Here is a 21,394-nt window from a genome sequence, read left to right as displayed (position 1 = left end):
TCACGCCGACGCGACGAACAGCAGCACGGCCAGACCGGCCAGGAACAGCAGGCCGAGGGTGAGCAGGGCCGTGCCGATGAGACCGCAGATCTGGCCGGCCTGGGCCATGCCGCGGTTGTTGTAGACGCCCGGGGACGCGTCGATCTCGGCGAGGGCCTGGGTGCCGAGCCACCAGGCCACCGGCGAGACGATCAGCAGGCCGGTGCACAGCGCGATCGCACCGAGGACGAGGGACACGGTGGCCCGGCCGTGGTCGCGCAGGACGCCGTACGCGGGCTGGTCCGGGAAGCCGGGCTGCAACGGGTACGCCGGTGACCAGAAGGTGTGGGTGCGGTCCGTCGCGTCGGTCGGACGATCCGTGAACATGCTGCTCCTCTGCTCGGGCCCTCGGGTGCCGAGCAGAGGAGCGGTGCTTCTCAGCTCAGCTCGATCAGGTCGCCCAGCGCCAGCTCGGTCAGCTGGGCCCGGACGTCCTTGGCTTCCCCTACGACGACGACCAGCAGGCCGTCGGTTCCGACGTACCGGCGGTAGGCGTCGGTGGCCTCGGCGGCGGTGGTGGCGGCGATCTGGGCGAGGTAGGTGTCCGCGAAGCCGATCGGTACGCCGTTGGCGATGTTGCTGCCGACCTGCTGGGCGACCGAGTCGGCCTGCTCGTACCGCAGCGGGGCGGTCCGGATCAGGCTGTCCTTCGCCTCCTGCACCTCCTGCTCGGTCAGGCCGTCGCGGGCCTCCCGCAGGATCCGTAGCGCGTCGCCGATGGCGGCGCCGGTGACCTCGGTGCGGACGGCGCCGCCGAGGCTGAACGTGCCGCCCTTGCGGGGCGCGGCGAAGCTCGTCCGGGTGCCGTAGGTGTAGCCCTTCTCCTCGCGCAGGACCGTGTCGACGCGGGAGGTGATCGTGCCGCCGACCACGTGGTTCGCGACCGCGGCCGAGCCCCAGGCAGGATCGCGGCGGTCCGGCCCGGCGCAGCCGATCAGCAGCTGGCTCTGCACGGAACCCGGCCGGTCCACGAGCACGACCCGGTCGCCCGGGAGGTAGAGCGGCTCGGGGGTGTCCAGCGCGGGCCCGGCGGCCGACGTCCAGCCGCCGAACGCGGCGTCGATGATGCCGGCCACGTCCACGCCGGTCGCGTCACCCGCGAACAGGATCTGCGCCCGGCCCGGGCCGATGTTGTCCCGGTAGAACTCGGCCACCTGGACATTCGTCAGCGGGCGGATCGTGTCCGGCGTCCCCGCGGTCGGGCGGGAGCGCCGGGTCGACCGGTCGAACAGGTGGGCCGCGAACGCCTCACGGGCGCGGTACCCGGCGTTCGCCCGCTCCTGGTTGATCTCGCCGAGCCGGATCGTCACGTGCCGGCCGACGTCGGCGGCGTTGAACGCGGGCCGGGTGACCGCCTCGGCCAGCAGCTCGACCGCCGGTGCCAGGTGCGACACCGGGACGGAGATCTCGACGTGCAACGCGTCCGAGCTGACGTCCACGCCGTACGCCGCCCCGTGCCGCTCGAGGGCGGCCGCGAACTCGTTGGCCGACCGCAGCTCGGTGCCCTCGTCGAGGGTCCGGGACATGATCGTGGCGACCCCCTCGAGCTCCCGCGGCTCGGCGATCAGCGGCATCGCGATCGTCACCCGGACGGTCGCGACGTACTGGCCGGGGCGGTCGAAGACGTGCACCGGGGTGCCGGCGGCCGTCGACGTCGTGGTCGCCTCCGGGAACTTCCACGGCCGGGGCGCACCGACGGCCGGGGGAGTGGTCAGAACCTGGTTCATGCGTCCTCTCCTGCCGTTTCCGTCCGGCGGTAGGTCACCTGGGCACGCCCGGACGCGCGGATCCACTGGGCGGCCGCGGCCTGGACCTGCTCGACCGTGACCGCGCGGACCTGGTCGATCCGGGTGTTGATCCGCTGCGGGTCACCGAACAGCAGCGCGTGGTGGGAGATCTCGTCGGCCCGGCCGGCGCAGGTCGCCAGCTGCTCCAGCCAGTCCCGCTCGGCCTGCGCCTGCACGGTGGCCAGCTCGTCCTCGGTGACGCCCTCCTCGGCGAGCTTCTCGATCTCCTCGAGCAGCGCGTCCTCGACCTTCTGCAGGTCGACGCCGTCGGAGGCGATCCCGGTGAGCGTGCCGAACGACACGCCGCCGATCAGCGGCAGCGCACCGCCGGACACCGACTGCGCGATCTGCTCGTCGCGGACGAGCCGGCGGTTCAGCCGGCCGCTCTGGCCGGCGGCCAGGATGTCGAGCGCGAGCCCGGCCGCGTCCAGCTCCGGCGTCCCGTCGACCGGCAGCCGGAACATCATCGTCACCAGGTCGGACGGTACGTCGGAGACGACGTCGTCACGCCGTACCTCGGTCAGCGGGCCGATCGTGCCGTCCGGGGCGGCCGGCGGCCTCGGGATCGCCGGCAGGTGGCCGAAGTACCGCTTGGCGGCGTCGAAGGCGTCGTCCTCGGAGACGTCGCCGACGATGGTCAGGACGGCGTTGTTCGGCCCGTAGTACGTCCGGAAGAACGCGTGCACGTCCTCCACCGAGGCGGCGTCGAGGTCGGCCATCGAGCCGATCGTCATGTGCGCGTACGGGTGGTCCGCGGGGAAGGTGAGCCCGACCAGCCGCTCGTAGGAGTCACCGTACGGGCGGTTGTCGTAGCTCTGCCGCTTCTCCTCCTTGACCACGTCGCGCTGGTTGTCCAGGTTCTCCTGGTTCACCGCGTCGAGCAGGTAGCCCATCCGGTCTGCCTCGAGCCACAGCGCCAGGTCGAGCCCGCCGCTGGGCAGCGACTCGAAGTAGTTCGTCCGGTCGAAGAACGTGCTCGCGTTCAGGCTGGCGCCGGCCGTCTCCAGCAGGCTGAAGTGCTGACCCGAGGCGACGTTGCGCGACCCCTGGAACATCAGGTGCTCGAACAGGTGCGCGAACCCGGTCAGCCCCGGCGGCTCGTGACGCGAGCCGACGTCGTACCAGAGGTTCACGGCGACGATCGGTACGGCGCGGTCGGAGCTGACGACGACGCGTAAGCCGTTGTCCAGCGTCTGTTCCGCGATCGGATAGGTCAAGGGCATGCCAGCCACCCTACGTGGTCCGCGAAGCCCCCGGATCACTCCAGCCGCTTGAGCACCTCGTCGTGCAGGCGGCCGTTGGTGGCGACCGCGTTCGTCCCGTTCGGGCCGGGTACGCCGTCGACCGAGGTGAACCGGCCGCCCGCCTCGTCGACGATGATCGCCAGCGCGGCCATGTCGTACAGGTTCAGCTCGGGCTCGGCGGCGATGTCCACGGCGCCCTCCGCGACCAGCATGTACGACCAGAAGTCGCCGTACGCCCGGGTCCGCCAGCAGGCGTCCATCAGGTCGGCCCACTGGTTCTTCTTGCCGAGCTTCTCCCAGCCCTTGAGCGAGGCGTACGACAGCGAGGCGTCCTCGAGCCTGCTCACGTCACTCACCCGGCACGGCTGGGACGAGTGCAGGGCGCGGCCGGTCCAGGCGCCGTCGCCGTACGACGCCCACCAGCGCTTCCCGAGCGCCGGGGCGGAGACCACGCCGACGACCACCTGGTCCTCGATCATCAGGCTGATCAGCGTGGCCCAGACCGGGACGCCGCGGATGTAGTTCTTGGTGCCGTCGATCGGGTCGACGACCCAGCGGCGGACGCCCCAGCCGGTGGTGCCGTCCTCCTCGCCCACGAACGCGTCCCGCGGGCGGGCCCGGGCCAGCGTCTTGCGCATCACGTCCTCGACCTTCTGGTCGGACTCGCTCACCGGGGTGAGGTCCGGCTTGGTGGCCACGTGCAGGTCGAGCGCCTTGTAGCGGTCCATCGTGGTCGAGTCCGCGTCGTCGGCCAGGATGTGGGCGAGCCGCAGGTCATCCGTGTGCGAAGGCATGCCGGAAGGCTAGCCTGACCCGCCGCTCAGCGGGGGAGGTGTCCGCAAAGGTTGCGGAACGGTTGCGGCACGCATTGAACCGAACAGTGTCGTTGAACGTGCAGTTAGTGTCTGGTCCAGTTCACGACTGCCTGGAGGCGTCAATGTTCGAGCGCTTCGGTGACCTGCCGCTGCACGTGCTGGTGATCCACGCCGCGGTCGTCGTCCTGCCGGTGGCCGCCCTCACCCTGATCGCGTTCGCCGTGCTGCCGCGCTGGCGCTGGCTGCTCCGCTGGCCGGCCCTGCTGCTCGGGGTGGGAGCGCTGGTGCTCGCGTACGTCGCGCGGGAGAGCGGGGACGCCTTCGTGGCCGCGGTGCCGACGCTGGAACAGGCCGTCCGCGAGCACAAGGAGCGCGGCGAGCTGCTGTTCTGGTTCTGCCTGATCTTCGCGGTGGTCGCGGTGGCCGCGGTCCTGCTGCTCGGCGGGCCGTCCGCGCTGGCCAGCGGAAAGGGTGCGAAGGCAACCAAGAGCAAGCCGCTGGAACTCGTCACCAGCGCCGCGGTCGTCGTCATCGGCGTCCTGGTCATCTGGCAGACCGTCCGCACCGGCGACGCCGGCGCTAAGGCGGTCTGGGACGGCCAGCTACCGCCGAAGTAGTCAGGAGCCCTCGCGGCTGGCGAGCAGGCGGCGGAAGGAGGCGACCCGGTCGGCATCGGCGCGGCCTTCGGCGACCGCCTCGTCGAGCGCACAGTCGGGGGCGTCGGCGGCGTGCGAGCAGCCACGCGGGCAGTCCTCGGCGATCTCGGCCAGGTCGGGGAACGCGTGGATGAGTTTGTCCGCGTCGACATGCGCCAGCCCGAACGAGCGGATCCCCGGGGTGTCGATGATCCAGCCGCCGTCGGGCAGCCGCAGTACCAGCGCGCTCGTGGACGTGTGCCGACCGCGGCCGGTGACCTCGTTGACCACGCCGATCGCGCGGTCCGCGCCCGGGATGAGCGCGTTGACCAAGGTGGACTTGCCGACGCCCGAGTGGCCGACCAGCACGCTGCTGCGGTCGTGGAGCTGCTCGCGGAGCGCGCTCAGATCGCCGTTCTGATGGGTCGCCACCGATTCGACACCGAGTGGGCGGTAGATCGAGAGCAGCGGGTCGGGATCGGCCAGGTCGGTCTTGGTCAGGCAGAGCAGCGGCCGCATGCCGGCGTCGTACGCGGCGACCAGGAAGCGGTCGATCAGGCCGGTTCGCGGCTCGGGGTTCGCGACCGCGACGACGATGACGAGCTGGTCCGCGTTCGCGACCAGGGGACGCTCGACCGGGTCGTCGTCGTCCGCCGAGCGGCGCAGCAGGGTCGCGCGCGGGAGGACCTCGACGATCCGGGCGAGCGTGCCGTCGTCGCCGCTCGCGTCGCCGTCGAGCTTGACCTGGTCGCCGACGATCACGCCCTTCCGGCCGAGCTGCCGGGCCTTCATCGCGGTCACCTGCCGACCTGTGCCGGAGCCGTCGACCCAGCAGGTGTAGCGGCCGCGGTCGCGGGTGATCACGAATCCGGTGACGGCGTCGTCGTACGACGGGCGGTCCTTCGTCCGGGGCCGGGTCCGGCGCTTCGGCCGGTCGTACCGGGCCTCCTCGTCGTACCGCGACATCAGCCGGCGAGTCCGGTCCAGAGCTCGGGGAACTCCGGCAGGGTCTTCGCCGTGGTCCCGATGTTCTCGATCTGCAGGCCGTCGACGAGCAGCCCGAGGACGGCGGCCGCGTGCGCCATCCGGTGGTCGTGGTAGGTGCCGAACAGCCCGCCCCGCAAGGGCTTCGGGCGGATCTCCAGCCCGTCGGCCGTCTGGGTCACGTCCCCGCCGAGCGCGTTGAGCTCCCGCTCGAGCGCCGCCAGCCGGTCGGTCTCGTGGTTGCGCAGGTGCGCGATCCCCCGCAGGTACGACGGCCCGTCCGCGAACGCGGCCACCGCGGCGATCACCGGGGTGAGCTCCCCGACCTCGCCCAGGTCCAGGTCGACGCCCTGCACCCGGCCGGTGCCGCGAACCGTCAGCTCACCGTCGTCGACCCGGGCGACCGAGGCGCCGAAACGGGTGAAGATGTCGCGCAGTTGGTCACCCGGCTGCGTGGTCCGCGCCGGCCAGCCGGTCACAGTCACCGCGCCGCCGGTGAGCACGGCCGCGGCCAGGAAGGGCGCGGCATTCGACAGGTCGGGCTCGATCGCGGTGTCGGTCGCCCGGATGGGGCCAGGGGCAACGACCCAGCGGTTCGGCTCGCTGTCGTCGACCTGGACGCCGCGCTCGCGCAGCATCGCGACCGACATGTCCAGGTGTGGCTGCGACGGCACCGGCTTCCCGTCGTGGCGGATGTCAACGCCATCGTCGTACCGGGCGCCGGCGAGCAGCAGCGCGGACACGAACTGGCTCGATCCGGACGCGTCCAGCGTGACCTTGCCGCCGCGGACCGCCCCGGATCCGGACAGGCTGTAGGGCATCCGGCCGGTGCCGTGGTCGTCGATCCGTACGCCGAGGGTCCGCAGCGCACCGAGGATGACGTCCATCGGGCGCTCGCGGGCGTACGGGTCGCCGTCGAACTCGACCACGCCGTCGGCCAGCGCGGCCACCGGCGGGACGAACCGCATCACGGTGCCCGCCAGACCGCAGTCGACGCTCGCCGGGCCCTTGAGCGAGCCGGGGGTGACGGTGACGGTGTCGCCGTTCTCGGTGATGCCGACGCCGAGGGAGACCAGGGCGGCCCGCATCAACGAGGTGTCGCGGGCGGCGAGCAGGCCGGTGAGGTGAGACGGGCCGTCCGCGATCGCGGCCAGGATGAGCGCGCGGTTGCTGATCGACTTCGATCCGGGCACGGTGACCCGGCCGGTGACCGGACCCTTCGCCCGCGGCGCCGCCCAACCCTGCTGATCGCTCATCCCACTCCCTCGACTCGGACTTCTCGCTCCGAGCCTAGGGCATAGGCCTCAGGGTCAGCCTCAGGTCAGCGTCAGGTCAGCTCAGCCTTCGCCAGGCGCGCGGCCTGCTTGGCCTCGTGCGCCAGCTGGCGTGCTTCCCGCTTCGCGGCCTTGGCGCCGCGTTCGGTCTCCCGCTTGGCCGCCTTGACGCCACGCTTGGTCTCGCGTTTGGCCGCCCGGGCGCCGTGCGTGGCCCGCCAGGCGATCCCCGGCTGACCCTCGGTGTCGACCGCCGCCAGCAGCAGCCCGCCGAGCAGACTGAGGTTCTTCATGAACTGGATCCGCTGGACCTGGCGGGCCTCCTTGTCCTTCACCTGCCAGAACGGGTGCCCGGCCACGGTCGCCGGCACCAGCGTGGTCGCCAGCGCCGCGGCACCCAGCCGCCGGCCCTTGCCGGTCGCCAGCGCGAGTCCGCCGAGCACCTGGACGGCGCCGTTCAGCCGGACCAGGTTCACGGTCGTCTCGGGGATGCGGTCACCGACCTGCGGCGGGGCGACCCGCTTCACCATCGGCACCAAGCGGTCCGCCACCGGCTGGGCCTTGGGCACCAGCGGCTCGGGGTTCCGGATCGAGTTCGCCCCCTGCACGACGAAGATCATCGACAGCAGCGGCCTGGCCAGTGCACGCACGACAGTCATGCCTCCTTCATACACCACCTTGGCGATGACTCCCTGTACCCAGGCCTCAACCGTTCAGCCCCGGCCGGCCGGCCTCAGATCGGGCAGCCGTCCGGACCGCAGGCGGCGTCGTCGGTCGCGTCCGGGCTGCTGATCAGGGTGACCGGCTTGCGGTCCGCGTTCGCCCGGCGGAGCGCCTCGCGGAACACCTCCACGGGCTGTGCACCGCTGACGCCGTACTTCTCGTCGATCACGAAGAACGGGACGCCGTTGGCGCCGTACGCGAGCGCCTGGGCCTGGTCGGCGGCGACGTCGTCGGCGTACGTCGTCCCCGCGAGCACGTCCGCGGCGCGGTCGGCCGGGAGACCGACCTCCTCGGCGAGGGCCGTGAGGGTGGCGTGGTCACCGACCGGGAGGCCGTCGGTGAAGTACGCCTTGAGGAGTCGCTCCTTCAGGCGGCCCTGGGTGTCGGCCGGGACCTCGCCGGCGGCGGCCAGGTCGCGGGCGAGGTGGAGCAGGCGGTGAGCGTCGACGGTGTTCGCGGACTTCGCCTGGTCGAGGTGGTAGTCGAGGCCGAGCTCAGCGGCCACCTCGGTCACATGCGCGTTGGCCTGCACGCCCCACTCGCGGCCGCGGCCGTACTTCTCGCCGAGCCGGGTCGGTAGGTCCCGTGGGTCGTCGTTCGTCGCGGAGGGATCCAGCTGGAAGCTGTGCCAGACGATCTCGGCCTGGTCACCGGTCTCGGCGATCGCCTGCTCGAGGCGCCGCTTCCCGATGTAGCACCACGGACAGACCACGTCGGACCACACATCGATTCGCATGTCCGGAGCAACCTCGGCGGATTGGGTGGCATTCCCAACCAGATGCCGGTGTGACGCGTCTGACGCCTCGTGGACGAACAACTGGTACGCGGTCTGTTGCAGGAGCAGTGTCCGGACCTCGCCGAGCTCGAGCTCAGGCAGGTCGTCGGCGGCTGGGACAACCAGGTCTGGCGGCTCGGGGAGGAGCTCGCGATCCGGATGCCGCGGACCGAGCGCGGTCCGGAGTTGCTGCGGAAGGAGTACCGCTGGCTGCCGGAGCTCGCTCCCCGGCTGCCGCTGGTGGTGCCGGTGCCGCAGCGGCTCGGGGAGCCGACCGAGCGATTCCCGCACTCCTGGCTCGTCACCACCTGGGTCGACGGCGAGCCGGCCGACCGTACGCCGATCAGCGCGGAGAAGTCCGCGGACACCTTGGCCGAGTTCCTGCGGGCACTGCACACGGATGCGCCGGCGGACGGGCCCGTCAGCCGGGACCGCGGTGTCCCGATGAGGACGCTGGGGTTCCCGCCCGACGCGGATGCCGCCGTACGCAAGGTCTGGGACGACGGTGTCGCCGCGCCGGAGTGGGCCGGGCCGCCGAAGTGGCTGCACGGCGACCTGCATCCCGCGAACGTCGTGGTCACGGACGACGGTGCGTTGTCCGGGGTGATCGACTTCGGTGACCTGAGCATCGGCGACCCGGCCACCGACCTCGCCGCCGCGTGGGTGCTGCTGCCGGATGGCGCGGCGGAGCGGTTCTTCGACGCCTACGCGCTCGCCGACGACGCCATGATCACTCGTGCGCGCGCTTGGGCCGTAGGGAAGGCGCTGGCGCTGATCTCGGTCGGCGAGGCGGGCGAGAAGGGGTTGCCCGGCGGCAAACCGACCTGGCTGCCGGCCGGGCGGCGGGCGCTGGCACGCCTTGTGTGACGGCCGCCCGGATCAGCCGCAGCGCCTCAGAGCCAGGAGGGCGTAGGTGCGGGCCGCATGCAGTACGTCGTCCAGGCGGACGTGCTCGTCGGTCGCGTGCGCGTAGCGGACGTCGCCGGGGCCGTACTGCAGGGTGGGGATGCCGGCGGCGGCGTACTGGCGGAGGTCCGAGCCGTAGGGCGCGCCCTTGACTCCGGGGGTTGGCTGACCGGCAGCCTGCAGGGTGTCGGTCAGGAGCGGGTCGTTGTCGGGGAGGATGCCCGAGGCGAAGGCGCCGCCGGGCCACGTGACCTTGACGGGGTGGTCGCGCAGCCAGTCGTCCTTGGCGCAGGCTTCGGCGATCGCGGCCTCGAAGGTGTCGCGGGCCGCGGCGAGCGGTTCGCCGAGGCGTACGCCGTACCTGCCCTCGGCAACGAGTACGTCGGGGACGGTGCTGGCCCAGTCGCCGGAGCGGACCGTGCCGACGGACAGCGGGTTGGCCAGGTCGAGGTGGGTGAGCAGGGGATGCGGGTCGCGGTTGCGTTCGGCTTCCAGGGCCTGCAACGCGGACTGGATCAGGCCGAACTTCTCGATCGCGCTGACGCCGCGGGTCCTGGTCGAGCCGTGGGTCGCGAGACCCGGCACCTCCAGCCGGAAGGTGAGCGAGCCGGAGTTGGCGGGGATCACGCAGCCCGCGGTCGGCTCGGCGATCAGGCAGGCCTCGCCGGTGTGACCGCGCTCGAGGGTCGCGAACGTCCCGGCGCCGCCGTCCTCCTCGCCGATCACCGTGTGCACGGCGAGCGGCTTGCGCAGCTCGATGCCCGCCGCAACGATCGCCGCCACCGCCCCGAGGATCGCCGCGACCCCACCCTTCATGTCACAGGTCCCGCGCCCCCACATCACCCCGTCGACGATCCGCGCCGAGAACGGGTCCTCGTCCACCCACAGCCGCAGCTTCCCGGGCGGCACCACATCTACGTGCCCGTTGAGAATCAGACCCGGAGTGCCGGTTCCACCGAGGATGCCGACGCAGCCCCAGGCCTGGTCGCGCTCGACCTCCATGCCGGGGAAGTCCGGGTCCTCGGTCAGCGTGGGCAGGTCGATGCGCCAGTGATCGACCTCCAGGCCGAGCTCGGCCATCCGGCGCGCGCACCAGGCCTGTACGTCGCTCTCCGCCGCGGTCCCGTCCACACTCGGAATCCGCACCAACTCCCGCAGATCGTCGACAATCCGCTTGTCGTCGATCGCCCCCAGCACCCGTTCCTCGACCCCACCCGTCATGCGCCCATCATGCTCGATCGCACGACGCAGCGCGGGCACGTCGCGTCGACCGGATCCAGACGCCCATCCACCCGTCATGCGTCCAGCAGTTCGAGCAAGCGGCGGGCGCCCTGGGCGACTAGGTCCTGCGAGTACGTCGACCGGTCGCGGACGAACTCGGCGATGGTGGCGTACGCCGCGGCCGCACACACCGCGACCGTCGCCCGCCCGCCGGCCCGCAGCGCCGCCTCCAGGAACAGTTCGTCGACGCCGGCCTGCGCGCCGTCCCGGCTGGCCGAGGTCGCGAGCGAGACCAGGTCGTACGCCCGCGACCCACCACTGACCGCCTCGATGTCGATGATCCCGGCGATGTGTCCATTGTCGACAATCACATTGCCGACGTTCAGATCACCGTGGACGAGATCGTCTCCCGGAAGCTCCACACCCCGGTACGGCCGGCACAGCACGCCGTACCGCTCGAGCAGCTCGCCGGCCTCGCCGCCGTACGCGCGGACCCGGTCCCACACCCCGTCCCAGCCCTCGAAAACGACGCCGGCCGACCAGGCCGACCAGTTCGAGTCCTGGTCCGGGACGAGCCCGCGCTGGGTCTCGCAGATGCCGATCAGCTCGCGCGCGAGCGACGGCCCGATCACCGACGCATCGGCCATCCCGCCGCCCTCGACGAACTCCTGCAACTGGTACGGCGACCCGGCCGCGGTCGTCCCGACGGCCAGCCACGCGGGAGTCGGGTACCCGGCCGCCCGCGCCCGCCGGACCAGTTCGGCCGCCCGCCGGACCCGCGGGGCCCAGCCCGGGTCGTCGCTCCACTTGAGGACGACCCGGGCCCCGCCGTCGCTGAGCTCGTAGGCACTCGACTGCAGACCACCCGGCAGTTGCCGGACCAGCCGATAATCGGTGCCCAGGGCAACGTTGAGCTCGGCGACGACGGATGCGGTGGTGTCCACTACGGCGTCAGCCGGTGCAGGTCGCGCGGGAACAGCGTGACCTCGCGGACGTTCTCCGCACCGGTCAGCCGCGCCACGAACCGCTCGAGCCCGATCGCGAACCCGCCGTGCGGCGGCATCCCGTGCTTGAACGCCTGCAGGTACGAGCTGTACGCCGGCGCCTCCGCCGACTCGCCCCGCTCGGCCAGCGCCGCCTCGTAGTCGCTGTAGCGATGCAGCCGCTGCCCACCGGTCACCAGCTCGACCCCCTTGAACAGCAGGTCGAACGAGTTCGACCAGCGCGGGTCCGACGGCTGCGGATGCGTGTAGAACGGCCGCTTCACCATCGGGTACCCCTCGACCGCGACGAACTCGCTGCCGTGCTCGCGCAACGCCCACTCGCCGATCGCGCGCTCGTCGGCCGGCGCGAGGTCCGGCTCGTCCGGGTCCGCCCCGGCGATCTTGAGCGCCTCACTGAAGTGGAGGACTGGTACGTCGACCGGGATCTCCGGCAGTGCCACCCCGAGCCGCTCCAGCGCCAGCGCTGCGCGCTCACCGACCGCCGCCAGCATGCCTGCGATCGTCGACCGCAGGACGGCGAGGACGTCGCGGTGGTCGGTGATAAACCCGAACTCCGCGTCGAGCGAGACGTACTCGGCCAGGTGCCGGACCGTGTCGTGCGGCTCGGCGCGGAACACCGGCCCGACCTCGAAGACCCGCTCGAACACCCCGACCATGGTCTGCTTGTAGAACTGCGGCGACTGGGCCAGGTACGCCGGTCCGCCGAAGTAGTCCAGCGCGAACACGTTCGCTCCGGACTCGGTCGCCGTACCCACGATCTTCGGCGTCTGGATCTCGGTGAACCCCTGCCCGTCGAGCGCCGTACGGAACCCGTGGATCGCCGCGGCCGCGATTTCCCAGCCGGCCCGGACCGCCGGATGCCGCAGGGCCACCGGCGCGTTGTCCAGGACGACGGGCAGACCGGCACCGACCGTGGGCCGCCAGAGCTCGATCGGCGGAGTCCTCGCGGGCTCGGTCAACGGCTCGATCACCGGGTCGACGATCTCGGCGCCGCCGGGCGCCTGCGGATTGGCGGCGACCGTACCGGTCACCTGGACGACGGTCTCCTCACCGAGCTCGTCCAGCAGCGCCTGGGTTTCCGGCGTCTTCACGACGATCTGGCTCAGGCCGGACCGGTCGCGCAGGATCAGGAAGCTGACGGCGGCGAGCCGTCGTCTTCGGTGCACCCAGCCGGCCACCGTGACGGTCTGGCCCACTGCTGAGGGGATCTCATGGCTGAGAATGCGCATTGCTGTTTCACCTCCAGGTCGTTTCTCGTACCCCGGAGGTGTGGGCGAAGGGGAACTCGCGGTGCCACCACACCTTCACCGGATCGGGTCGACCCGGCCTCTTGCCGTGCATTCGCTCGGGAGTGTCTTCACCACCGCTCCATGTATCGCCTCACAGCAACCGGCGACTCTCTCGGACATGGTGTACGGCGCTACTCGGTTCCGTCAGCGCGAACAGTTCCAGACTAGGGCAGGCGGCAACCCGTTTTCAGCGCCGGCTGCCGGTCGGCGGGATCTGGTCCGTGTCGGTGTCCTCGCGGCCACCGACCCGCGCGGACACGGTGATCCGGTTGCCGGTGCCGGTGCCGGGCAGCCAGGCGGTCCACTCGGAATTGAACGGCTTGCGGTAGTCGTCCGTCCAGCAGGTCGCGCGCCGGATGTCGCTCGAGCGCGAGCAGGTCCAGCCCTTGTCCAGCGCGGACAGGAACGACAGGTTCCGCCCCCAGGAGATCTCCAGTGTCACCCGCCGGTTCGCGACCCCGTTCACCTTCAGGAACCGGTTGTAGACGAACGGGTTCGGGTCGGTGTGCGGCGTCGGCGTGACGATCTGCAGCAGCGTCTCGTCCAGGCGGATCCCGGCCAGCACCTGCGCGTCGGTGTCACTCACCAGCCCGGCGGTCGCGGCCACGGTGAACGTCCGGGCCGCCGTCGAGCCGTCCACCGGTACGTCGAACGCGGCCGGCAACGGAGCCGGCCTGGCCGGAGTGAGCGCCGTACACGTCCGGGTCTTGGCCGAGCACCGCCAGCCGACCGGGTTCGCCGCGATCGGCCACTCGAGCGACGAGCCGTAGCCGATCTTCAGCGTCACGCTCGACCGGCCGGTGCCGGGGGCAACGGTCAGGACGCGGTGGTGGACGTCGGGATCGACCTTGCCGGCGACGATCCTCAGCAGGTTCTCGTCGGTCCGCGGCGGGGCGATCAGTGTCTCCGAGTCGTCGTCGTACAGCCGGCCGCTCTTCGCCGAGACCGTGAAGGTGCGCTCGGTGGCGGATCCGCCGGTCGGCGCGTCGAAGGTGACCGGCAGTGATGCCGGGGTGGCCGGGTTGGTCGCCGTACAGGTCCCGGCCGCGGGGGCGCAGGTCCAGCCGGTGGGGTTGCCGCTGAGCGGCCACCTCAGGCCCTTGCCGTACTTGATGCCGACGATAACCGGTTTGGCGTTCGCCGCCGGGACCTTGATCGTGATCACGAACCGCACGCCCGCGGCCTGCGTGCTCACCGCGCGGGTGGACGGCCCGCCGCCACCGGACGGCATGCTGATCGTCACCATGCCCTCGTCCAGGATCGGTGTCGTCGGCTCCGGCGGGGTCGGCGTCGGCGTCGCGGCGGTCGGCTCCGACGGCGTGGGGGTCGGGCTCGGCTCCTGCGTCTCCGTCGGCTCCGGCTCTGTCGGCGCGGTCGGCGGCTCGGTGGTCGGAGCCGTCGTCGGCTGGGCGGACGGCGGCTTGACCGTCGACGGCTTCACCGGCGGCACGGTCGGCGGTTCGCCCGGCGGCTGGGTCGGCTGCTGCGCCGGCGGGTTGTTGATCGCCGCCGGGGGAGTGTCGTTGCCGGTCAGCGCGATCGCGGCCAGCACGGCGGCGACTGCGACGACCACGACCGCTCCGGCGCTGACCGCCGTACGCGTGCTGTTCTCCGTCGCCTTCTTCCAGCCGGTGACGAAGAAGCCGACCAGGCCGACCTTCGCACCAGACGCGGCGGCCAGGTAGCCGAGGCCCGCGGTGCCCAGCAGGGCCGGGGCGAGCAGGGCCGGCAGCGCGCTGTTGACCTCGACCAGCTCGAGGTAGACCGCGGTGCACTTGGCGCAGTCGTCCAGGTGCTCGCGGACGTTGCGGTTCTCCCGTTTGGTCAGACCGCCGCGAACGTAGGCGCCGAGGCGCTCGGTGGTCCAGCGGCAGCGGTCACCGGCGACGTCGGCCAGGTGCTGCTGCAGGTACGCCTGCCGCAGACCCTCGCGGGCACGGTAGGCGAGCGCGGACACGCCGTTCGCGGTCAGGCCGAGGAGCGGAGCGATCGCCGCCGGCTTCTCGCCCTCGACCTCGGTGTGCCAGAGGACGGCCTGCCAGCGCTCGGGCAGGCTCGCGAACGCCTTCGCCGCCGCGCCGCTCTCGAAGCCGGTCACCGTCGGGTCGTCGAAGGTCTCGGGCTCCCGCTCGTACGCCGCGATGTCGTCGGTCGCCTGGACCTTCCGGCCGGACCGGATCCGGTCGACGTGCACCCGCCGTACCGTCGTCAGCAGGTACGCGCGGAAGGAGACGTCGGGACCGCCGCCGCCGCGGAGCGCGTCCAGCACCTTGGCGAAGGCGTCACTGGCCAGGTCGTCGGCGTCGTTGGCCGGGACGAGCTGGCGGGCCATCCGCTCGGCCGCGTGGTGGTGCCGGCCGAACAACTCGCCGTACGCCTCGAGATCGCCGGTGCGGACACGCGCGATCAGTTCGGCGTCGCTCGGTCCTTCCGGCGTCTCCATCTGTCTCCCCGTGGTGTCACGACTGTCCGTGCGGCGCTGTCACGGTCCGTCACATTGTTGCCGGGAACAAGGCTCCCACGTGGGACGGCCGAGCGCACGTTTCCTGACGCGGAACTGTGCCTCTTTCCTGACGAGAACGGTAGGGCGGAAGTTACGCGAAAAACTTCCGCGAATCCGCGTCATGAACCCCGGCGCCCACTGTCTCACCTCCGGAACGACGCTTCCGGCCGGCCGGTCGGGAGACTGACGGGGCTATTCGAGGAGGGCCATGTCGCTGTTCGCGGACATCCGCCGACGGTTCGACCTGCGTCCGGCCAAGTCCCTGAACCTGGCGGGGTCGCCCGCCCGGACCCGGCCGGAGGCGTCGTCCCCCGATCAACCGTGCGAGTGGAGGGACTCGCACGGCACAGCTGGTACCGACCACAGCGCCTATCTCGCGATCGCCGAGGCGCTGCAGGACGGTGCCGACGTCGTGCCTGCGAGCGACGAGGTCGGCCGGCAGTTGGCGGCCGACGGAGTCTCGTTGCTCGAGGCACTTGATGGGCTGAGTGCGCTGTACTGCTCGATCGCCGGGGGCGAGCCGGCTTTCGCCGCGGTACGCGCACTCAGTTCCAGCTGGGCCGAGGCCTCCCTGATCTACCTGCACACGCTGTCCTGCGAGGACCCGCTGACCGGGCTGTCCAGCCTGGCGCACCTGCGGTCCCGGCTGGGAGAGCTCTACCGAGAGGCGGAGTTCCGTGGAACTTCCGTACCGCAGACCCACGCACTGGTGGTGGTCGAGCCGCTCACTCGGCCCGGGACGACGCCGTTCGACCGTGAGCTCCGGCTCGTCGACGTCGCGGAGTGCCTGCGGATCGTGTTCTACGGCGGTGACGTACTGGGCCGCGTCGGCTCACACCGCGCGGCGGCGCTCGTCGGCCGCGAGCCGAACCTGCCGGAGCAGGTCGAGACGGTACGAACCCTGATCACGCAGTGGCGGCTGGACACCGACGTACCCCAGCTCGCCCGGATCTGGATCGAAGGACTCCCGGCCAGTGACGCTATGGCCGGGCGTGTGCTCGACGAGCTGGCCAGACCGTAGGACCTGCGTCCGGACGCCAACAGGGGGGTGCCCGGACGCACCACGCAGGCGGCGGATCGCCCATCACGGGGTGGGCGATCCGCCGCCGCTCGCCGGTCGCCACTGTCGGTGGGGCTGTCTAGGCTGGTCTCCATGTGCGGTCGATACGCCTCCAGCCGGGACCCGTCCGATCTCGTCGTCGAGTTCGAGATCGAGGCGGGCAACGTGCGCGAGTCCGTCCAGGAGCTCCCGGACAACTACAACGTCGCGCCGACCGACCAGGTGATCGCCGTGGTCGAGCGGAAGAACCGCGAGGTGCCGGACGAGACGGTGCGCAAGCTGACCACGGTCAAGTGGGGGCTGGTGCCGTCGTGGGCGAAGGACACCTCGATCGGGAGCCGGCTGATCAACGCGCGGATGGAGACGGTCGCCGAGAAGCCGGCGTTCAAGAAGGCGTTCGCGACCCGGCGCTGCATCCTGCCCGCTGACGGCTACTACGAGTGGTACAAGTCCGAGCAGAAGGTGAACGGCAAACCGGTCAAACAGCCGTACTTCATCCGCCCCGCCGACGGCGGCGTGCTGGCGATGGCCGGGCTGTACGAGATCTGGCGGGACAAGTCGGTCGAGGACGCGGACGCCGACGAGGCCTGGCTGTGGACCTGCACGGTCCTCACCACCACGGCCACCGACGACCTCGGCCGCATCCACGACCGGATGCCGTTGCTGGTCGAGAAGGAGCGGTACGACGCCTGGCTCGACCCGCTCAGCTCCGACCCCGACGACCTGCTCGACCTGCTGGTCCCGGCCGCGCCCGGCCGGCTCGAGGCGTACGCCGTCTCGAAGGCTGTCAGCTCGGTCAAGAACAACGGGCCGCACCTGGTCGACCCGCTGCCGCCGGACGGCGTCGACCCGATCGACCGGCCGGAGGAGCCGGAGGAGACCACTCTCTTCTGACGCGCTCTCTTCTGACCCGCGCCGTTTCCGTGCCGTTCTGCGCCGTTTCCTGCCCCGTCTTGGCGCGGGCTGATGACAGGATGGGGCGGGTGACCGACGAACGGATTGTGGGGACGCCGCACGGGGACGCCCGGATCGTGGCGCATCGGGCCCGGCGGCCGGTGGCGACGCTGGCGCTCGGTCATGGCGCCGGCGGCGGGATCGAGTCGGGTGACCTGGCCGCGCTGGCCGCTCGGCTGCCGAAACAGGACATCAACGTGTTCCTGATCGAGCAGCCCTGGCGGCACGCCCGCCGGAAACTCGCGCCCGGTCCGAAGGCCCTCGACGAGGCCTGGATCGCGATCATCGGCCAGCTCCGGATCCGCACTCCGCTGGTCGTCGGCGGCCGCAGCGCCGGGGCCCGGGTGGCCTGCCGGACCGCGAGCAGTCTCGGCGCGTCCGGCGTACTCGCCCTGGCCTTTCCGCTGCATGCACCGGGGAAGCCGGAGAAGTCGCGGGTCGACGAGCTGCAGGGCGCCGGGCTGCCGACGCTGGTGGTCCAGGGGGAGCGGGACCCGTTCGGGACCCCGGAGGAGTTCCCGCCGCTCACCGAGATGGCCGTCGTACCGGAGGCGGAACACTCGTTCAAGGTGCCGAAGCGGGCGGAGCTGACCCAGCAGGAGGCGTACGACGTCCTGGTCGAAGCCGTGTTCGAATGGGTCAGCCGCGAGGTGTCCGGATAGTGGGCCGCTGACGGGGAATGCCCCCGCGGCCGGGCGTGTTGTGCCGTACATGACGGCGACGAGAGAGGCTCCGGCGAGGACCACCGGGAAGACCCCGGTATTCTCGATCACGATGCCCACTCCCACCACGACCGAGACACCCGAGCAGCGGACCGCGCGCTTCGAGCGCGAGGCGCTGCCCTTCCTCGACCAGATGTACGCCGCGGCGATGCGGATGACCCGCAATCCGTCGGACGCCGAGGACCTGGTCCAGGACACCTTCGCGAAGGCGTACAGCTCGTTCCACCAGTTCACGCCCGGCACCAACCTGAAGGCGTGGCTGTACCGGATCCTGACGAACACGTTCATCAACGGATACCGCAAGCGGCAGCGCCAGCCGACGCAGTCGCCGACCGAGGAGATCGAGGACTGGCAGCTCACCGCCGCCGAGTCGCACACCCCCGGCGGCCTGAAGTCGGCCGAGGCGGTCGCCCTCGAGCACCTGCCCGACTCCGACGTCAAGGAAGCCCTGCAGGCGATCCCGGAGGACTTCCGGCTGGCCGTCTACCTGGCCGACGTCGAGGGCTTTGCCTACAAGGAGATCGCCGACATCATGGGGACGCCGGTCGGCACCGTGATGTCGCGGTTGCACCGCGGCCGTCGCCAGCTGCGTGACCTACTCGGCGACTACGCGCGCGACCGGGGCCTGATCCCGTCCGACGAGACCGGAACCGAGGAGGAGTCGTGAGCTGCGGCGAGCACCACGACGTCGACTGCAGCGAGATCCTGCAGCGTGTCTACGTCTTCATCGACGACGAACTCGAGGACGCCAGCACCGAGGAGATCCGGCAGCACCTGGAAGAGTGCGCCCCCTGCCTCGACGAGTACGACCTGGAACGCTGCGTCAAGAAACTGGTCCACCGCTCCTGCGGCTCCGACCACGCCCCCGACGCCCTCCGCCAGAAAATCCTCCTCCGCCTAACCCAAATCCAAGTAGAAACCACCATCCCCACCACCGACTGAGGATCGTGAATTCGATTCAGACGATGTTGGAATCGTCGAAGTTGTAGGTGTAGTCGCCTCCTCGGTCGATGAGTGCGAGGAGTTGGCGGGCGGCGGTCTCGAAGTACGGTGATTTGCCGTGCAGGATGGTGAGTGCTGCGTTGAGGTGCGCTATCGCGGCATCCCGATGACCGGTCGCGGCACTGATCTTGCCGAGCTCGAGGAGAAAACAGCCTTCGCGCAGGCGGTTGCCCAACTGGCGGGCGAGGGCTAGTGCGCTTGCGAGGTATTCCTGTGCTTTGGGGTACTCGCCCTGGCTCGCGAAGACCGCAGCAAGGCATTGCAGGCTTTGGGTGACTTGATCGTCGTTTCTCACTGCTTCGGCGATCTTCAAGCATTCGTAGAGCGGGGCTTTCGCGTCTTCCACCCGACCGACCAGGAGGTGCGAGAACCCGACGTTGAGGTACCGCTTGGCCAGCGAGCGGGTGTCGCCCATGTCGCGAGCCAAGTGGATCCCCTGTGCGAACGCCTGGTCGGCCTGCTCGGCATCGCCCTTACGGTCGTACAGACCTCCAAGAGCGATGTACGAGACGCCTTCGATGGTCCGCTGGCCGAGTTCCTGACTGAGCCGCAGTGCCTCGGTACCGAGTTGGAGCGCCTCGTCCAACCGGCCGAGCCGACCGAGGACGTGCGTGAGCGACGAGCAGCAGCGGGCCTGCCCGGGTCCGTCCGACAGATCGCGGAACATCTGTAGCGCCTTGAAGAGATGCACCACTGCGACCTCGAGAGTCCCGTTCTCGACCTCGGGGATCGCGGTGTCGTGCTCGAGCCAGGCGGCCATCAGTGGCAGGTCGAGCTGGTGCGCGATCGCGACTCCGGTCAGGCAGAGATCGCGCATCTCCAACCAGCGCGAGCGGGATTCGTTGTAGCCGAACATCGCGAGGGCCAACTCCGGGAAGAGCGCGGACCCGGCCAGCGAGGAGGCCGCTGCCTGATGGAACCGGTCCATCAGGTTGCGCTGTTCGTCGTCCAGCCAGCGCACGGCCGTCGCCGCACTGTCCAGCGCCGGCATCGGACCGGTCGAGGACTCGGCGAGGGACAGCCGCGGACTGGTGGCGTGCGTGAGACGCTGGCACGCCCAGGCGAAGCCTGTGTAGAAGCGCAGGACTCGCTCGAGGCCGGCGTCCTGTGCCGCCGGGGTCAGACTCTTGTCAGCAAGCTCGCGGCCGAACGTCCGGATGAGGTCGTGGAACCTGTATCGCTCCGGCGCGACGGACTCGAGCAGGTTGAGATCTACCAGCCGCTCCAGCACGGCGTCGGCTTGCCGGACCGGAACGTCGAGCAAGGCGGCGGCGACAGCGGTGATCAGGTCCGCCCCGTCGAGGAGACTCAACACCGGTAGGGCCTGTGCGGCCTCACGATCGAGGGCGTGGTCGCTGGTCTCCAGGAAGCGCACCGAGCTGGCAATGCTCGCCCGTACGCCGGTTTCGTCAGCTCCCAGGCTGTCGAGCCTCCTCCCCTCGTCGTGGAGGAGATCTACCAGGTGCTGGACAGGCCACGACGGCCGGGCGGCGAGTCGGCCGCCGGTCAGCCGAACAGCCAGTGGCAAGCACCCGGTCAGCAACGAGAGATCCTCGGCGGCCTGCGGCTCGGCGGCGATCCGCTCGGCACCGACGATGCCGGCCAGCAGGTCGACCGACTCGGTCTCCGACAACGCGTCGAGGCGGATCTGCCGCGCACCCGAGAGTGCCGCCATCGATCCTCGGCTCGTGATGATCACCGCCGATCCTGGGCTTCCTGGCAGGAGTGGCAGCACGTGCCGAACGTCGGTCGCGTTGTCGAGCAGCAAGAGCACGCGGCGGCCTGTCAGCTGGGATCGGAGCAAGGCGGCCGCTTCCTCCACCCCGTCGGGGATCAGTTGCGGGTCGAGCGCGAGGGAACGAAGCAACTGGTGCAAGGCGTCCGCGGTGGTCATCGGCTCGCTGGGACCGTATCCACGCAGGTTGAGGTACAGGTGACCGTCGGGGTAACTGTCGGCCAGCTTGTGGGCGGCCTGAACTGCGAGCGCGGTCTTACCGATTCCACCCATCCCTGTCAGCGCGACCAGGCCGACAGTTCGATTCCGTCCGGGTTCGCGCAGTGCGGTCAGGACGGCCTCGATCTGCGCGGCGCGACCGGTGAAGTCCGAAAGAGCCGGCGGCAGTTGCCAAGGCAGCGGCAGCGAGTCCGCGCCTGGCGCGCCCGTGGACGTGGCAGCCGCCTTGACCTTCCGACCTTTGCTGCGTGCAACGGTCTCGAACTCCGCGGCCTCGGCACTGCTCAACTCGAGGGCGGCGGTCAAGGCCTTGACGGTGTCGATGCGCGGACGGCTCCGGGTGCCACGTTCGAGAACGCTGATGGCCTGTTCGCTGAGGCCCGCTCTCTCGGCGAGGGCGGCCTGCGTGAGACCGGACCGAGCCCGGTATCTGCGCAGCAGATCACTGAGGCTGTGTGCAGCCACGTCCTACCTTCCTCACGCATCGGCAACTGTCCGGCTAC

General features: G+C 70.8%; 20 protein-coding genes and 1 pseudogene. 7 read left to right on the top strand and 14 right to left on the bottom strand.

All coding sequences use genetic code 11. From position 1 onward, the window contains the following. Genes ACQPYZ_RS26705 through hisN form a run of 4 tightly spaced genes read right to left on the bottom strand, consistent with a single transcriptional unit; the run spans position 1 to position 3,864 of the window. Positions 1 to 366, bottom strand: coding sequence for a DUF4190 domain-containing protein (locus tag ACQPYZ_RS26705; protein WP_433160903.1), 366 nt, complete (start codon positions 364 to 366; stop codon positions 1 to 3). A 50-nt stretch (positions 367 to 416) separates the two neighbouring features. Further along, entirely contained in the window at positions 417 to 1,766 is a 1,350-nt protein-coding gene (locus tag ACQPYZ_RS26700) for a M16 family metallopeptidase (RefSeq protein WP_433160902.1), read from the bottom strand. Beyond that, positions 1,763 to 3,049, bottom strand: a complete 1,287-nt coding sequence (locus ACQPYZ_RS26695; RefSeq protein WP_433160900.1) for a M16 family metallopeptidase — start codon at positions 3,047 to 3,049, stop codon at positions 1,763 to 1,765. The genes ACQPYZ_RS26700 and ACQPYZ_RS26695 overlap by 4 nt, the downstream gene beginning before the upstream one ends. Positions 3,050 to 3,084: 35 nt before the next feature. Then, positions 3,085 to 3,864 (bottom strand): histidinol-phosphatase, encoded by a 780-nt coding sequence (gene hisN, locus ACQPYZ_RS26690; RefSeq protein ID WP_433160898.1) that lies wholly within the window; start codon positions 3,862 to 3,864, stop codon positions 3,085 to 3,087. A 143-nt stretch (positions 3,865 to 4,007) separates the two neighbouring features. Here hisN and ACQPYZ_RS26685 point away from each other — a divergent pair, with 143 nt between their 5' ends. Continuing rightward, positions 4,008 to 4,502, top strand: a complete 495-nt coding sequence (locus ACQPYZ_RS26685; protein ID WP_433160896.1) for a DUF2231 domain-containing protein — start codon at positions 4,008 to 4,010, stop codon at positions 4,500 to 4,502. On the opposite strand, the gene rsgA is transcribed toward ACQPYZ_RS26685, so the two are convergent. From rsgA to ACQPYZ_RS26665, 4 genes are all read right to left on the bottom strand, one after another. Continuing rightward, positions 4,503 to 5,486 (bottom strand): ribosome small subunit-dependent GTPase A, encoded by a 984-nt coding sequence (rsgA, locus tag ACQPYZ_RS26680; protein ID WP_433160894.1) that lies wholly within the window; start codon positions 5,484 to 5,486, stop codon positions 4,503 to 4,505. Continuing rightward, positions 5,486 to 6,760: a 3-phosphoshikimate 1-carboxyvinyltransferase gene (gene aroA / locus ACQPYZ_RS26675; protein ID WP_433160893.1), complete on the bottom strand. Its 1,275-nt coding sequence runs from the start codon at positions 6,758 to 6,760 to the stop codon at positions 5,486 to 5,488. Before aroA ends, rsgA begins: the two co-directional genes overlap by 1 nt. 71 nt (positions 6,761 to 6,831) lie before the next feature. Further along, a complete protein-coding gene (locus ACQPYZ_RS26670) occupies positions 6,832 to 7,437 on the bottom strand; it encodes a DoxX family protein (RefSeq protein WP_433160891.1) in 606 nt (201 codons plus the stop codon). A 74-nt stretch (positions 7,438 to 7,511) separates the two neighbouring features. Continuing rightward, the gene (locus tag ACQPYZ_RS26665) at positions 7,512 to 8,237 is read right to left on the bottom strand and encodes a DsbA family oxidoreductase (protein WP_433160890.1); all 726 of its coding nucleotides are present in this window, start codon (positions 8,235 to 8,237) and stop codon (positions 7,512 to 7,514) included. 69 nt (positions 8,238 to 8,306) lie between these two features. Between ACQPYZ_RS26665 and ACQPYZ_RS26660 the strand changes: the two genes are divergently transcribed. Next, on the top strand, positions 8,307 to 9,143 hold the full coding sequence (locus tag ACQPYZ_RS26660) for an aminoglycoside phosphotransferase family protein (protein WP_433160888.1): 837 nt from the start codon (positions 8,307 to 8,309) through the stop codon (positions 9,141 to 9,143). Between the two features lie 12 nt (positions 9,144 to 9,155). On the opposite strand, the gene ACQPYZ_RS26655 is transcribed toward ACQPYZ_RS26660, so the two are convergent. The 4 genes from ACQPYZ_RS26655 to ACQPYZ_RS26640 all read right to left on the bottom strand — a co-directional run bounded on the left by ACQPYZ_RS26655 (position 9,156) and on the right by ACQPYZ_RS26640 (position 15,139). Beyond that, positions 9,156 to 10,403 carry an ArgE/DapE family deacylase gene (locus ACQPYZ_RS26655; RefSeq protein ID WP_433160886.1) on the bottom strand — a complete coding sequence of 416 codons (1,248 nt, stop codon included), beginning with the start codon at positions 10,401 to 10,403 and terminating at the stop codon, positions 9,156 to 9,158. 74 nt (positions 10,404 to 10,477) lie between these two features. Next, positions 10,478 to 11,347 (bottom strand): phosphotransferase family protein, encoded by an 870-nt coding sequence (locus tag ACQPYZ_RS26650; RefSeq protein WP_433160884.1) that lies wholly within the window; start codon positions 11,345 to 11,347, stop codon positions 10,478 to 10,480. Next, positions 11,347 to 12,636: an aspartate--tRNA(Asn) ligase gene (aspS, locus tag ACQPYZ_RS26645; protein WP_433160883.1), complete on the bottom strand. Its 1,290-nt coding sequence runs from the start codon at positions 12,634 to 12,636 to the stop codon at positions 11,347 to 11,349. Before aspS ends, ACQPYZ_RS26650 begins: the two co-directional genes overlap by 1 nt. Before the next feature lie 247 nt (positions 12,637 to 12,883). Further along, entirely contained in the window at positions 12,884 to 15,139 is a 2,256-nt protein-coding gene (locus ACQPYZ_RS26640) for a sigma-70 family RNA polymerase sigma factor (RefSeq protein WP_433160881.1), read from the bottom strand. 268 nt (positions 15,140 to 15,407) lie between these two features. Between ACQPYZ_RS26640 and ACQPYZ_RS26635 the strand changes: the two genes are divergently transcribed. The 5 genes from ACQPYZ_RS26635 (at position 15,408) to rsrA (ending at position 18,877) form a co-directional block, all read left to right on the top strand. Then, on the top strand, positions 15,408 to 16,220 hold the full coding sequence (locus tag ACQPYZ_RS26635) for a hypothetical protein (protein WP_433160880.1): 813 nt from the start codon (positions 15,408 to 15,410) through the stop codon (positions 16,218 to 16,220). Between the two features lie 132 nt (positions 16,221 to 16,352). After that, the gene (locus ACQPYZ_RS26630) at positions 16,353 to 17,153 is read left to right on the top strand and encodes an SOS response-associated peptidase (protein ID WP_433160878.1); all 801 of its coding nucleotides are present in this window, start codon (positions 16,353 to 16,355) and stop codon (positions 17,151 to 17,153) included. Between the two features lie 80 nt (positions 17,154 to 17,233). Then, entirely contained in the window at positions 17,234 to 17,875 is a 642-nt protein-coding gene (locus ACQPYZ_RS26625; protein WP_433160876.1) for an alpha/beta hydrolase family protein, read from the top strand. Between the two features lie 112 nt (positions 17,876 to 17,987). Then, positions 17,988 to 18,602 carry a sigma-70 family RNA polymerase sigma factor gene (locus ACQPYZ_RS26620; RefSeq protein WP_132207908.1) on the top strand — a complete coding sequence of 205 codons (615 nt, stop codon included), beginning with the start codon at positions 17,988 to 17,990 and terminating at the stop codon, positions 18,600 to 18,602. Continuing rightward, positions 18,599 to 18,877 (top strand): mycothiol system anti-sigma-R factor, encoded by a 279-nt coding sequence (gene rsrA / locus ACQPYZ_RS26615; RefSeq protein ID WP_433160874.1) that lies wholly within the window; start codon positions 18,599 to 18,601, stop codon positions 18,875 to 18,877. Before ACQPYZ_RS26620 ends, rsrA begins: the two co-directional genes overlap by 4 nt. Before the next feature lie 16 nt (positions 18,878 to 18,893). Here the strand turns inward: rsrA and ACQPYZ_RS26610 are convergent, their stop codons facing one another. Together ACQPYZ_RS26610 and ACQPYZ_RS26605 are read right to left on the bottom strand one after the other, a co-directional pair. Further along, a complete protein-coding gene (locus ACQPYZ_RS26610; RefSeq protein WP_433169767.1) occupies positions 18,894 to 20,312 on the bottom strand; it encodes a tetratricopeptide repeat protein in 1,419 nt (472 codons plus the stop codon). A 168-nt stretch (positions 20,313 to 20,480) separates the two neighbouring features. Then, positions 20,481 to 21,356: pseudogene (locus ACQPYZ_RS26605) on the bottom strand (helix-turn-helix domain-containing protein); the annotation flags it as partial. Between the last annotated feature and the right edge of the window lie 38 nt (positions 21,357 to 21,394).

This window comes from Kribbella sp. CA-247076 (genome assembly GCF_050942445.1).
Classification (GTDB): Bacteria; Actinomycetota; Actinomycetes; order Propionibacteriales; family Kribbellaceae; genus Kribbella.
The sequence above is the reverse complement of the archived record's forward strand: the minus strand, read 5'-3'. Positions and strand labels throughout refer to the sequence as shown.